Raw genomic sequence first — 12,269 nt, 5'->3', positions numbered from 1 at the left:
AAGAAGAGAAATTGATGATCCGCCCATTCCTTTGAAGCCGCGTTGTCCCTTCTTTCAGTCTAGGCAAACACCTTTAACATTGATTTAAGGAATCCGATCGAAATCCTCTTCCGCTTTGAACTGGATTGGCGTATCAACGTTGGCCTCGGCATTGTTCCCCAAAAGCCCCGCTTTGCCGAGTCGGCTCATTGCCGCATCGAACATGGCAGCTCCATCGCTTGAAGAGGGCGCGTGTGCTTTCTCCAGCGATTGCAGGAGTGCCTGACGCTGTGAGTTCAACAACAACGTTGTTTGCAGCGACTTCGTTGCCAGGAGAGTCATCGACCAAGGGGTATCCCTCGTTGGCTCATCCCTTGACTCCTTCCATCCTTGGCCATGGGGGCGATCCTTTCCTCGTGAACGTTCTGTGGCAAGAGTTGCCTTGCCTTGTAAGCTTCAGAAAAGGAATCGCTTAACGACCACGGAACGTGTTGAGCCCGCGTCTGTTCAGTAGAAACTTGAACATAGATTAAATGTTCTCCGAGCGTCGCCTTGATCGAGAACACAGACGGAAGGCCCCGGCTCGTGCTCAGGCGCCCACGCCGGTGAGCTCCTCGCTCACCGCCCAGAGCCGGCGTCGGGCGCCGTCATCGTGGGCGGCCGGTGCGAAGCGGCCCCTGGCGGGATAACCGCGCGCCCCACCCCATTGATCCGGGCCGTAGAGCTCTCCGCCCCTGGCGCTGGCGGCGACGGCGGCATGGAGCTGGGGGAGGGCCCCCATAGAGGCGCTTTGGAACAGCGGAGCCATCAGCCGGTAGGCGATCGGCTCGATCCAGGAGCCGTTGGCGCTGATCGAACTGGGCTGCAGGTTGGTGCGCGCCATCCCCGGGTGGGCCGCCAGGGAGGACACGCCGCTGCCGGCAGCCTCCAGGCGCTGTTGCAGCTCAAGGGCGAACATCACATTGGCCAGTTTGCTCTGGGCGTAGGCGCTCCAGCGGTTGTAGCGGCGCTCCCCCTGCAGGTCGTCGAAGGCGATGCGGCCGAACAGGTGGGCGCCGGAGGTGACGGTCACCACCCGGGCCCCGGGCCGCCCCTCCATCAGGGGCAGCAGCTGCAGAGTGAGGGCGAAGTGGCCCAGGTGGTTGATGCCGAACTGGCGCTCGAGGCCGTCACGGGTGAGGCTGCGGGGCAGGGCCATCACGCCGGCATTGTTGAGCAGCAGGTCGAGGCGGCCCCAGGTGTCCGCCAACCGCTGGGCCGCCGCCGCCACGCTGGTCAGATCGGCCAGATCCAGTTCCAGTACCTCAAGGCCGCCCTTGGCCTTGGGCAGCAGGGCGTCACGGCTCTCCTCGGCGCGGCGGCGGGAGCGGCAGGCCAGCACCACCGTGGCACCGTGTTCCGAGAGGGCCCGGGCTGACTCCAGCCCCAGGCCGCTGTTCGCGCCCGTGATCAGGGCCAGGCGGCCACTGAGGTCGCCGAGGTCGTCGGTGGTCCAGTTCATGGCTGCAATCTTGTCGCCCGCAGCTCCATCACCGTGGGCGCCACCCAGAAGGCGCCGGGGGTCTGGTGGGCCGCGGTGATTTCGGCGGCGCCGGCCTCGGCCTCGGCCGCGCTCCAGTGGCCCTGGCGCACCAGTTCGGGTCCGTAGGTGGCCACGAAGCGCTCGATCCAGGCCGCCACCGGATCTCCCGGTTGTCCCAGCAGCAGCAGGGGGCGCAGCTCATCGATCCGAAAGCCCCGCGCCGCCAGCAGCGCCGGCAGGCGCCGGTTCACGTCCGGGTCAGCGCCGCTGGCGCGGAAGCTGGCCTGGCAGGCGGCCCCGAAACGGCCAAGGGCTGGCCCGTGGGGATGGAGCCCAAAGCTGTCCCAGTGGATGTACTCGTGCAGCACCACCTGGCCGCCGGGCCGCAGCGCCGCCGCCAGGGTCTCGACGAGGGGCTTAACGGCTGGCAGGAACATCGCCACCCAGCGGCACCAGGCCAGATCGAAGCCTGACTCGGCGAGGATCTCGCTGCTCAGGTCGTGGCGGCGCAGCTCCAGTTGATTGAGGCCCGCTGCCGCCGCCGCCCGCTGGCCGTCCAGCAGGTAAGCGGAGCTGAGCTCCAGGGCCAGCACCTGTCCCGTCGGCCCCACGGCCCGGGCCAGTTCGAGGGCACAGAAGCCCGGTCCAGCGCCGAGATCCAGTACCCGCTGGCCGGGAGCGAGGCCAGCGCGGCCCCAGGCCTCCCGGGCGGCGGGCCGCCAGAGCTCGTGCTGGAGCCGCAGGCGCTCCCGTTCCGCCGGGTCGGTGCCCAGCACGTAGGTGTCGCTCGGCCGATCAGCCGGCGTGCCTCCCGCCGCCATGGGCCGCCGCTCAGTCTTCCGGGAAGAGCAGGGCCGCGAGCTCGTCGGCATCCACGTCGTAGACGCGGGCCAGGGTGGTCTCGATCGCGGCGGTCACCTCCCCAGGCAGGAAGCGCATGGCATTGAGGGCGTCTTCGGCGATGTCGTCGTTCAGGAGCTTTTCGTCGCCGCCGAGCTTCTCATCGTTGATCACCGCGATCACCCAGCTCTGGTAGGCCTCGACCAGATCGGCGAACTCCAGATCCGGGTCGTTCAGGTCCAGGGCCATCGTTCTGTCACGTTCACGCCTGTGCAGTTTGGACCCTGGCCGTCGCTTCCGGCCAGCGGTAGGGACCCGCCAGCGCCCCTAAAGTTGCCGGATTGGGCGCCGGAAGGCTGCTGCCGATGGCTGAGGGCGGAACTCCGGTGTTCGGCAAGACCCGCTTCCTTGAGGGACTGATCGAGGAGTTGCTGGACAAGATCGTTGAGGGGAGCCTGTACCTGGAACTGGGGGTCAAGGCCTACCTCGCCAGCGAGGGTCGGTCCCCGGTGTGCCAGGAGAAGCTCGATCAGATCCTCCAGGTCAAGGAGCAATGCGCGGAGCTGAGGCGTCGCATCGCCACCTTGCTTTATTCGGAGATGCTGATACCCGATGCCCGCGGAGATGTGTTCCGCCTGCTCGGTGATCTCTTCGAGTTGCTCGATGACATGGGCAATGACTTCCAGAACCTGATGATCGAGCAGCCCACGGGCGCTCCCACGGGCTACCGGGCTGATTTCGAGGAGCTCAACGCTGCGGCCCTCGGGTCCGTGCGGGCGGTGCTGAACGCCTCACGCACCTTCTTTCGCGACCCGGCCGCCGTGCGCGATCACATCAATGAAGTGCGCCTTTACGAAGCGGAGTCGGACCGCATCGCCCTGCGCATCAAGACCCGTGCCTTCGCCACCGACCACGATTACGAGTCCAAGTGCCGCCTCCGCAATGCCGCCGACATGCTCGATGGCCTGGCGGACAAGGCCGAACGCCTGGGGGATGAGCTCGCCATCTTCGCGATCAAACGTGCCCTCTGAGCGCCGCGTCGTGGGGGGAGGGCCGCCTGAGCCATGGATCTGATCGTCACCTTGATCTTTCTCTCCAGCGGCCTGTTCCTGGGCTGGTCGATGGGAGCGAACGACGCCTCCAATGCCTTCGGCACCGCCGTGGCGACGCGCATGATCCGCTTCTCCACCGCCGCCTTTCTGTGCAGCGTGTTCGTGATCATCGGGGCGGTCACCAGCGGCGCCGGCGCCGCCGAGGGCCTGGGCCAGCTGGGGGCGATCAACACCCTGCCCGGAGCATTCACCGCCGCCCTGGCCGCCGCGCTCACGGTGGCCTGGATGAGCAAGCTGGGCCTGCCGGCCTCCACCAGCCAGGCGGTGGTGGGCTCGATCATCGGCTGGAACCTGTTCAGCGGCTCGCCCACCGACCTGGGCACCCTGCGCCGCATCCTCTCCACCTGGATCATCTCGCCGATCCTTGGGGCGATCTTCGCGATGCTGCTCTACAAGTTCCTGGTGGAGTGGATCCGGCTCACCCGTCCCCACCTGCTCTCGCTTGACCGCAACACCCGCAGCGGCCTGATTCTGGCCGGCATCTTCGGCTCCTATGCGATCGGCGCCAATGGCATCGGCAATGTGATGGGCTTCTTCGTGGCGGCCTCGCCCTTCCGCGACCTCACTCTGGGGTCGCTCTCGGTCTCGTCGGTGGAGCAACTCTTCCTGATTGGCGCCATCGCCGTGGCCGTCGGTGTGTACACCTATTCCCGCAAGGTGATGATGACCGTGGGTGATGGGCTGTTGACCCTCTCGCCCCTCGCTGCCTTCGTGGTGGTGGTGTCCCATTCGCTGGTGCTGTTCATCTTTTCCTCCACGGCGCTGGAAAGCCTGCTGGCGGGCTGGGGACTGCCCACGATTCCGCTGCTGCCGGTGTCCGGATCCCAGGCCGTGATCGGCTCGGTGCTCGGCATCGGTCTGCTGCAGGGGCTCAAGGGTGTGCGCCAGATCAGGTGGGGCGTGCTGGGGGGGATCGCTTCGGGCTGGGTCACCACGCCCCTGATCGCGGCGGTGATGGGTTTCGTGCTGTTGTTCGTGGTGCAGAACGTGTTCGGACAGCAGGTGTTCCTGCCGGTGGCCGCCTTGCCCTCCGAGGCCCCTGCCCTGCTCGCCCCTTCCCTGACCGCCGCTCTGTGACGCCCACCCCCGTGAATCCGACCGCCCTGCAGGCCACCTTGTTCGATTTCGCCATTGGCGAACTGGTGCGTCAGCACCGCGAGAGCTTTGAGCCCCTCTGGACACTGGAGAGCTGGGCCAAGTTGATGATCTGGCTGGCGCTCAACTGCGGCTGCTCCGGCGAGCGGGAGGCCCTGGAGCAGTTCGCGGCCGCCCTGGGGCCCAGGCTCACGGGCCGTCTGCGGCGGGTGTTCTTCGAGCGGGAGCTGGGGGATCTGGAGCTCAAACTCCTGGCCGATCCGGCCGAGGCCCAGGTGTTGGCACTGCCCCTGGTGGGCGCTGCCGCCCCGGAGCTCCCGCGCGTGGCGGTGGCCCTGGAACGGGTGGGTCTGGGCGAGCGTGTGGCTGGGCGCGAGCAGTGGCAGGTGTTGGAGGGGCTGGTGGCTGTGCCCTGGGGGGAGCGATGCGCCTGATCGCCTCCTACCGCAACGCCGGCTTCGAGGCCCTCGCCGATGGGGCGATGGCCTTCTTCGAGCGCCGCAGCGATCTGCAGCGCCGGGGTGTGGCCTTCGGGGGCGAATCGGCTGGCCAGGCCGGTGAGTCAGGCCCCGCCAAGGTCTCCACCGACATCTCCCTGGTGGCGATCGACCGCTCCGATCCAGAGGCCTTCGCCCTCGCCGCTGTGATCCTCCGCGGGGTCCATGCCGGCCTGGGGCGCTACCTGGAGGAGCGCCCGCTGTTGCGGCAGTGTTGCCCGGAGCAGGCGATGTTTGTCAACCCGATTTTCAACCTGCAGCGCTACGCCCCCGGCGAGGGTTTTTATCGCTGGCACTGCGACTGGACCACGAGCGAGGAGGGCACCGAGCCGATCCGGCGCGTTCTGGCCTGGATCCTGTATTGCAATGATGTGAGCGAGGGGGGAACCGAGTTCCACTGGCAGGGGCACCACGAGGAGGCCGTGCGCGGCAAGCTCCTGATCTTTCCGGCCGGGTTGTCCCACCTCCACCGGGGTCGGATCAGCCACAACCACACGAAGACGATCGCCACCGGCTGGATCAACGCCGGCACCCAGGCGGACTACCTCAAGCGCCTGACGGCCCCGCCATGAGTCGGCCCTGAACTCCCGGTTGCTCCCCGGCGAGAGCCTCAGCGACGGGGTGCCAACGTCCATGATCTGCCCGGACAGAAGGCCGTTCCCCCATCGCCCATGGGTCCGATCGCGTCTCGCCCACCCCCGCCGAGCCAGAGCAGCACCTGCCTCTGGCACCACCACGGCCTTGGGGTCCTCTCCGACCCTGAGCCAGGCCGGCGCCCAGGACCCATAGCAGCAGCCCCATGGGCCAGTGGGCCTTCTGTCTGGTGTAACGCTGGTCCGTCAGGAGGATCCCCCCAGCACCGGCACCGGCACCCGCAGCCGCTGGGGGCTTCGGCTTGGCCTGCTCCCACGCCTGGATCGCCCCAACGGCGGCAGACTCGATCAGGCCGGCCCGGCGCCGATTTTCAGCCGTGTCACCCCGCTCTCGGCCATGGGGTCAGGCTTGGTGAGACGCGACCTTGGTGGCCGGGCCGCGGCCGTCCCTGGGAACCGTCACGGTCACCCCTCGCTTCCTCCAACGTCACCGCCATGCCGATCGATTCCGACCTGCGCCACCGGGCCCTGCGGGCTGCGGTGGGCGTGCTGGAAACCGCCCGCGATCCCGATCACGCGCTGGTCCACGCCGTTCCCATGCTCGATGTGGTCAGCCATTCCCCGCTGGGCGACAGCGGCCGCCGCCTCCTGCTGCAGGACCCGGCGCTGTTGGAGCTGGCCCGGGAGCGCTACCGGGGCCCCTGGCCCGAGCCGGAGCAGTTCCGCGCCCTGCCCCCCGGGAGCCTGGGGCGGGTCCATCAGTCGCGCTTCGACCGGCTCGGCCTGGCGCCCACGCCGGCACCGGACATCCGGGCGATCGAGGGCGATGGGGCCTATCTGCAGCTGCGGCTGCGCTCCACCCATGACGTGCACCACACCCTGCTGGGTCTGCCCGTGACCGTGGCGGGGGAGGCGGCGGGCTCCACCTATTACGCGGCGGCCCTCTACCAGCCGGGATCGGTGGCGATCCTCAGCGCCTGGATCCTCCACGGCCTGGTGGAGCCGACCGAGCACAAAGCGATCTGGGACGGGATCCGCTTCGGCCTGGCCGTAGCGGAGCGTCTGGACCACCGGCTGCTGGCGATGCGCTGGGAGGAGGGCTGGCAGGAGCCGATCGCCATCTGGCGGGAGCGGCTGGGGCTCGGCGATCTGCTGCGCCGGAGTCCGTTCCAGGAGGAGCTGGCCCTGCTGAGCTGAGTCGGGGCCAGGGGCGCCCGTTCCTTTTGCGACCATGGGCCCACTGACCGATCCCGCCCCATGGCCGAGGCCGCTGCCGCCCCGATCCCCGCCGTGAGCGAGGCCTCCCTGCCCAAGACCTACGACCCGGCCGGCACCGAAGCCCGCTGGCAGGCCGCCTGGGAGGCCGCTGGCGCTTTCCACCCCGACCCCAGCGCCCCCGGCGAGCCGTTCTCGGTGGTGATCCCGCCGCCGAACGTGACCGGCAGCCTGCACATGGGCCACGGCTTCGAGACGGCCCTGATCGACACGGTCGTGCGCTTCCAGCGCCTCCAGGGCAAAAATGTGCTCTGCCTGCCCGGCACTGACCACGCCTCGATCGCCGTGCAGTCGATTCTGGAGAAGCAGATCAAGGCGGAAGGCGGCAGCAAAGACGACCTCGGCCGCGACGCCTTCCTTGAGCGCGCCTGGGCCTGGAAGGCCGAAAGCGGTGGCACCATCGTGGGCCAGCTGCGGCGCCTCGGCTACTCGGTGGATTGGCGGCGCGAGCGCTTCACGCTCGATCCCGGCCTCAACAAAGCCGTGGTGGAAGCCTTCGTGCGGCTGCATGAGCAGGGGCTGATCTTCCGCGGCGAATACCTGGTGAACTGGTGCCCGGCCTCGGGATCGGCGGTGAGCGATCTGGAGGTGGAGATGAAGGAGACGGACGGCCACCTCTGGCACTTCCGCTACCCGCTCAGCGATGGCACCGCCGCCGATGGCACCGATCATCTGGTGGTGGCCACCACCCGCCCGGAAACCCTGCTGGGCGACACCGGCGTGGCCGTGCACCCAGGCGACCCCCGCTATGCCGCGCTGGTGGGCCGCACGATCACCCTGCCCCTGGTGGGCCGCCAGATCCCAATCGTGGCCGATGAGCACGTCGATCCGGCCTTCGGCACCGGCTGCGTGAAAGTCACCCCCGCCCACGACCCCAACGACTTCGCCATCGGCGCCCGCCACGGCCTGCCGTTGATCACGGTGATGGCCAAGGACGGCTCGATGAACGCCGCCGCCGGACGCTTCGCCGGGCTCGATCGCTTCGAGGCGCGCGCGGCGGTGGTGGCGGCGATGGAGGCAGAAGGGTTCCTGGTGAAGGTGGAGCCGCACCGCCACAGCGTGCCCTTCTCCGACCGGGGCAAGGTGCCGGTGGAGCCGCTGCTCTCCACCCAGTGGTTCGCGCGGGCTGAGCCGCTGGCCGCCCGCTGCCGCGCGGCGCTCGATCAGGGCGAACCCCGTTTCGTGCCGCAGCGCTGGGAGAAGGTCTACCGCGACTGGCTCACCGACATCCGCGACTGGTGCATCAGCCGCCAGCTCTGGTGGGGCCACCGCATCCCCGCCTGGTTCGTGGTGAGTGAAACGGGCGGCGTGATCACGGACGCCACCCCCTACGTGGTGGTCCGCGATGCTGAGGAAGCCCAGGCCAAGGCGGAGGCCCAGTTCGGCGCCGCCAGCCGGGCGGCGGGCCGTGCGCTGCAGCTGGAGCAGGACCCCGACGTGCTCGACACCTGGTTCTCCAGTGGCCTCTGGCCCTTCTCCACCCTCGGCTGGCCCGATCCGAACGCCGCCGATCTGGCCACCTGGTATCCCACCAGCGTGCTGGTGACCGGCTTCGACATCATCTTTTTCTGGGTGGCGCGCATGACGATGCTGGCCGGCGCCTTCCTGCAGGACGACGGCGTGCCGGTGGGCGGCCGCACCAGCTGGATCCCCTTCCGCGACGTGATGATCCACGGCCTGGTGCGGGATGAGAACAACCGCAAGATGAGCAAGAGCGCCGGCAACGGCATCGATCCGCTGCCGTTGATCGAGCGCTACGGCGCCGATGCCCTGCGCTTCGCCCTGGTGCGCGAGGTGGCCGGCGCCGGCCAGGACATCCGCCTCGACTACGACCGCGCCAGCGGTGACTCGGCCACGGTGGAGGGGGCGCGCAACTTCGCCAACAAGCTCTGGAACGCCACCCGTTTCGCCCTGATGAACCTGGGCGGTGAAACGCCCGCCACCTTGGGGGACCCCGATCCGGCCGACCTCACCCTGGCCGACCGCTGGATCCTCTCGCGCCTGGCCCGGGTGAACGGCGAAACGGCGGAGCGCTACGGCAGCTATGCCCTGGGCGAAGCCGCCAAGGGGCTCTACGAGTTCGCCTGGAACGAGGTGTGCGACTGGACGATCGAGCTGCTCAAGCGGCGGCTCAATCCCCGCCCCGCCGTCGAGGGCGTGCCGTTCAGCGCCGAAGCCCTCGCCGACCAGCGCGTGGCCCGTCAGGTGCTGGCCAAGGTGCTCAACGAGCTGCTGGTGTTGCTGCATCCGCTCATGCCGCATCTGAGCGAGGAGCTCTGGCACGGGCTCACCGGCGCGCCGGAAGGCACCTTCCTGGCGCTGCAGGCCTGGCCGGCGCTCAACAAGGCCGCCCTCGACGCCGCCCTGGAAGCCCAGTTCGCCGAACTGATCGAGGCGATCCGGGTGGTGCGCAACCTGCGCGCCGTGGCGGGGCTGAAGCCCGCACAGGCCGCGCCGGTGGTGTTCCTCACCGGACGGCCGGAGCTGGCCACCGTGCTGCGCGCCGGCAGCGGCGACATCACCGCCCTCACCCGCGCCGCCTCGGTGCAGGTGCTGGATCCGGCGGCCGCAGCCCAACGCGCCAGCGCCCGCACCCTGGCGGCGGTGAGCGGCGAGCTGCAGGTGCTGCTGCCGATCGAGGGCCTGGTGGATCTCGACGCCCTGCGCGGCCGACTGGAGAAAGACATCGCCAAGGCCGAGAAGGAGATCAAGGGTCTGGCCGGCCGCCTGGCCAACCCCAACTTCGCTGGCAAGGCGCCGCCCGAGGTGGTGGCCGAATGCCAGGCCAACCTGGCTGACGCCGAAGCCCAGGCGGCCCTGGCCCGGGGGCGGCTGGAGGGGCTGGGCTGAGCCCGTGGCAGCAGGCACCACCCTCAATGCGAAGAACCTGGAGGCCCTCGGGGCTCCGCGGCTGGCGGACTTGCTGATCGAGGTGGTGCAGGGCAACGCCTCCGCCAAACGGCTGCTGCGGCTCGCCCTGGCCCAGCAGAGTGGGCCCGCGGAGATCGCCCGGGAGGTGCGCAAACGCCTGGCCACCGTGGCTCGCGCCGGCAGCTTCCTCGACAGCCGCCAGCGCAAGACGCTGCTGAAGGACCTGGAGCAGCAACGCCAGGCGATCAGCGGGCCGATTGCCGAACAGGATCCGGCCCTGGCGGTGGAGCTGCTCTGGACCTTCCTGGAACTGGTGGAGCCGGTGATCGAGCGCTGCGATGACAGCGACGGCTCTGTGATGCCGCTGTTTCATCAGGCCACGGCGGATCTGGGGGTGGTGGCGGCCCGCTGCGCTGTGAACCCCGAAGCGCTGGCGGATCAGATCTACGCGGCGTTGATGGACAACGGCTATGGACAGTTCGACCACCTGATCGAGCAGCTTGCGGGCGCGCTAGGGGAGGCGGGCCTGGCCCATCTGCGTCAGCGCCTGGAGACGCTGCGTGACCGCCGAGCCTCTGGAGCGGCCCACACATCGCGGGTGTCGATCGTGCGGCTGGCGATGCTCGACATCGCCGATGCCCTCGGCGATGCCCAGGCCTACCTGGCCGAGTACCGCGACCATGATCCGAAGCTGCTGTCGCTGCCGGCGATCGCTGCTGAGGTGGCCGAGCGGCTCACGCCGGCAGGTCGGGCCGATGAGGCCCTGGAGCTGTTGGAGGGCGCCGTTCTGGATGAACGCCGCACCGCCGGCCGGGGCGCATGGTTGGACGCCCGCTTGGCGGCCCTGGAGGCCCTTGATCGTGGCCCCGAAGCCCAGGGCCTGCGCTGGGTGGAGGTGGAGCGCAGTCTCTCGATTCGCCACCTGCGCGACTACCTCAGGCGACTCCCCGATTTCGAGGAGGTGGAGGAAGAGGAGCGGGCCCTCGATCTGGGCTTGGATCACCCCAGCTTCCCCCTCGCCCTGCAGTTCCTGCACCAATGGCCCGATCGGCGCCGGGCCGCCCGGTTGATCCTGGCGCGCCAGGGCGAGCTCGATGGTGACGCCTACGCGCTGTTGGGCCCGGTGGCCGAGCGTCTTGAGTTGGAGCAGCCCCTGGCCGCGACGCTCTGCCTGCGGGCGCTGATCGATTTCAGCCTCGGGCAAGGCCGATCCACCCGCTACCGCCACGCCGCCCGCCATCTGGACACCTGCGCGACGCTGGCCTCGAGGATCGAGATCTGGGGAGCCATTGACCCCCATGACGCCTACTTGGCTCGCCTGCGGCGCGACCACGGCCGCAAGTACGGCTTCTGGGAGCTGACTGGGGCATCCTGAGCGCCAGAGCAGACTGAACGAGACCGGGCTCAGGTGCTCAGTGTGGTGCGAGGAGCCCGCAGGTCTGTCCAGGCCTGGTGGGCATCGCCGCCAAGGTGGCAGCGCTCGATTCAGGCCCGCAGCTCCCCCAGCCAATCCCTGGAGCTGGTTCGCTGGGGACGGGATGACGGAAGCGCGACGCGGTCGACTCGGGGGCTGGTCCATGGCCTGGGGCAGGGAGGGGGCCGCTCCTGGGACGGCTCCTAGCCTGCTGCTCAGGTGACCTGGGCCATGGATTCGCTGCTTGATCAACTGCTTTCCGCCCTGCGTTCGCCCCTGGGGGCCGTCGCCTTCATCCCCCTCTATGCCCTCTGGGTGACGTTGCTGCTGCCTGGGGTCTGGGCCTCGATGCTGGCCGGCGCCCTCTACGGCACGGTGCTGGGCAGCGCGCTGGTGTTTGTCGGGGCGTCGCTGGGGGCGATGGCGGTGTTTCTGCTGGGGCGCAGCCGGTTGCGGGAGTGGGCGCGGCGGCGACTGGCCAGCAGCCCCAGGCTGCTGGCGATCGAGCAGGCGGTGAGCCGTGAGGGCCTCAAGCTGGTGGTGCTCACGCGCCTCTCGCCGGCCTTCCCCTTCAGCCTGCTGAACCTGGCCTATGGCCTCAGTGAGGTGAGCTTCCGGGACTACACGATCGGCCTGATCGCGATCCTGCCCGGCACAGTTCTCTTCTGTGCCCTGGGTGCCCTGGCAGGGGATGTGGCGCGTTTCGGCGAGGTGCTCTCCGGCCGGGCGGATGCGGGCACCTGGGCTTTGCGTCTGGTGGGGCTGGCGGCCACGATCGCCTCGATCTGGGTGGCGGGCCGGGCGGCGCGGCAGGCCCTGGAAGCCAACACTCAGGAGTTGCCCTGATCCTCGTTGGCGGGATTCAAGGGGTCGGCTGGTTCAGCCAGGGGCCAGTCCCGCAGCGCCGCGACCACCACGAACCAGACCAGCCGCAGACGGGCCAGGGGGCCGGGCCGGGTGGCCAGCTCGCTGTACTGGGCGCGGCCGCAATCGGTCTTGATCCAGCGGAAAACGGCCGGTGGCGTGACTGCTTGGGCAGGGGCCATGGCGTGACGAAGCGCAGCCGATCCA

General features: G+C 69.2%; 13 protein-coding genes. 8 read left to right on the top strand and 5 right to left on the bottom strand.

The features are described 5' to 3' along the window. Positions 1–84 precede the first annotated feature (84 nt). The 4 genes from KBY88_RS11595 to KBY88_RS11580 form a co-directional block, all read right to left on the bottom strand. Positions 85–321: a Rossmann-fold NAD(P)-binding domain-containing protein gene (locus KBY88_RS11595; protein WP_254940096.1), complete on the bottom strand. Its 237-nt coding sequence runs from the start codon at positions 319–321 to the stop codon at positions 85–87. Positions 322–568: 247 nt separating this feature from the next. Then, a complete protein-coding gene (locus KBY88_RS11590) occupies positions 569–1,480 on the bottom strand; it encodes an oxidoreductase (RefSeq protein WP_254940095.1) in 912 nt (303 codons plus the stop codon). Next, entirely contained in the window at positions 1,477–2,322 is an 846-nt protein-coding gene (locus tag KBY88_RS11585; protein WP_254940094.1) for a methyltransferase domain-containing protein, read from the bottom strand. The genes KBY88_RS11590 and KBY88_RS11585 overlap by 4 nt, the downstream gene beginning before the upstream one ends. 10 nt (positions 2,323–2,332) lie before the next feature. Continuing rightward, on the bottom strand, positions 2,333–2,590 hold the full coding sequence (locus KBY88_RS11580; protein ID WP_254940093.1) for a hypothetical protein: 258 nt from the start codon (positions 2,588–2,590) through the stop codon (positions 2,333–2,335). A 116-nt stretch (positions 2,591–2,706) separates the two neighbouring features. On the opposite strand from KBY88_RS11580, the gene KBY88_RS11575 reads away from it, so the two are divergent. The 8 genes from KBY88_RS11575 (at position 2,707) to KBY88_RS11540 (ending at position 12,044) form a co-directional block, all read left to right on the top strand. Continuing rightward, on the top strand, positions 2,707–3,372 hold the full coding sequence (locus tag KBY88_RS11575) for a DUF47 domain-containing protein (RefSeq protein WP_254940092.1): 666 nt from the start codon (positions 2,707–2,709) through the stop codon (positions 3,370–3,372). Between the two features lie 33 nt (positions 3,373–3,405). Continuing rightward, a complete protein-coding gene (locus KBY88_RS11570) occupies positions 3,406–4,530 on the top strand; it encodes an inorganic phosphate transporter (RefSeq protein ID WP_254940091.1) in 1,125 nt (374 codons plus the stop codon). A gap of 11 nt (positions 4,531–4,541) precedes the next feature. After that, complete coding sequence (locus KBY88_RS11565; protein WP_254940090.1) at positions 4,542–4,982, top strand: protein phosphatase; 441 nt, start codon at positions 4,542–4,544, stop codon at positions 4,980–4,982. Then, a complete protein-coding gene (locus KBY88_RS11560) occupies positions 4,973–5,617 on the top strand; it encodes a 2OG-Fe(II) oxygenase (protein ID WP_254940089.1) in 645 nt (214 codons plus the stop codon). Before KBY88_RS11565 ends, KBY88_RS11560 begins: the two co-directional genes overlap by 10 nt. A gap of 516 nt (positions 5,618–6,133) precedes the next feature. Then, positions 6,134–6,835, top strand: a complete 702-nt coding sequence (locus KBY88_RS11555; RefSeq protein ID WP_254940088.1) for a Coq4 family protein — start codon at positions 6,134–6,136, stop codon at positions 6,833–6,835. Positions 6,836–6,895: 60 nt separating this feature from the next. Continuing rightward, positions 6,896–9,763: a valine--tRNA ligase gene (locus KBY88_RS11550; RefSeq protein ID WP_254940087.1), complete on the top strand. Its 2,868-nt coding sequence runs from the start codon at positions 6,896–6,898 to the stop codon at positions 9,761–9,763. 4 nt (positions 9,764–9,767) lie between these two features. Next, positions 9,768–11,159: a DUF6880 family protein gene (locus KBY88_RS11545; protein ID WP_254940086.1), complete on the top strand. Its 1,392-nt coding sequence runs from the start codon at positions 9,768–9,770 to the stop codon at positions 11,157–11,159. Positions 11,160–11,429: 270 nt separating this feature from the next. After that, entirely contained in the window at positions 11,430–12,044 is a 615-nt protein-coding gene (locus KBY88_RS11540; protein WP_254940085.1) for a TVP38/TMEM64 family protein, read from the top strand. Here KBY88_RS11540 and KBY88_RS11535 read toward each other — a convergent pair. Next, positions 12,029–12,244, bottom strand: a complete 216-nt coding sequence (locus tag KBY88_RS11535; protein ID WP_254940084.1) for a hypothetical protein — start codon at positions 12,242–12,244, stop codon at positions 12,029–12,031. The genes KBY88_RS11540 and KBY88_RS11535 overlap by 16 nt on opposite strands. Positions 12,245–12,269: the final 25 nt, after the last annotated feature.

Origin of the sequence: Cyanobium sp. Morenito 9A2, from assembly GCF_024345575.1 — a bacterium.
Lineage (GTDB): Bacteria > Cyanobacteriota > Cyanobacteriia > PCC-6307 > Cyanobiaceae > ATX-6F1.
This window is presented reverse-complemented; position numbering and strand designations above follow the sequence as displayed.

Excerpts from the sequence above, each read along its gene's own strand:
- KBY88_RS11595 (WP_254940096.1), bottom strand. The coding sequence starts at position 321 with ATGACTCTCCTGGCAACGAAGTCGCTGCAAACAACGTTGTTGTTGAAC.
- KBY88_RS11590 (WP_254940095.1), bottom strand. The coding sequence starts at position 1,480 with ATGAACTGGACCACCGACGACCTCGGCGACCTCAGTGGCCGCCTGGCC.
- KBY88_RS11585 (WP_254940094.1), bottom strand. The coding sequence starts at position 2,322 with ATGGCGGCGGGAGGCACGCCGGCTGATCGGCCGAGCGACACCTACGTG.
- KBY88_RS11580 (WP_254940093.1), bottom strand. The coding sequence starts at position 2,590 with ATGGCCCTGGACCTGAACGACCCGGATCTGGAGTTCGCCGATCTGGTC.
- KBY88_RS11575 (WP_254940092.1), top strand. The coding sequence starts at position 2,707 with ATGGCTGAGGGCGGAACTCCGGTGTTCGGCAAGACCCGCTTCCTTGAG.
- KBY88_RS11570 (WP_254940091.1), top strand. The coding sequence starts at position 3,406 with ATGGATCTGATCGTCACCTTGATCTTTCTCTCCAGCGGCCTGTTCCTG.
- KBY88_RS11560 (WP_254940089.1), top strand. The coding sequence starts at position 4,973 with ATGCGCCTGATCGCCTCCTACCGCAACGCCGGCTTCGAGGCCCTCGCC.
- KBY88_RS11555 (WP_254940088.1), top strand. The coding sequence starts at position 6,134 with ATGCCGATCGATTCCGACCTGCGCCACCGGGCCCTGCGGGCTGCGGTG.
- KBY88_RS11550 (WP_254940087.1), top strand. The coding sequence starts at position 6,896 with ATGGCCGAGGCCGCTGCCGCCCCGATCCCCGCCGTGAGCGAGGCCTCC.
- KBY88_RS11540 (WP_254940085.1), top strand. The coding sequence starts at position 11,430 with ATGGATTCGCTGCTTGATCAACTGCTTTCCGCCCTGCGTTCGCCCCTG.
- KBY88_RS11535 (WP_254940084.1), bottom strand. The coding sequence starts at position 12,244 with ATGGCCCCTGCCCAAGCAGTCACGCCACCGGCCGTTTTCCGCTGGATC.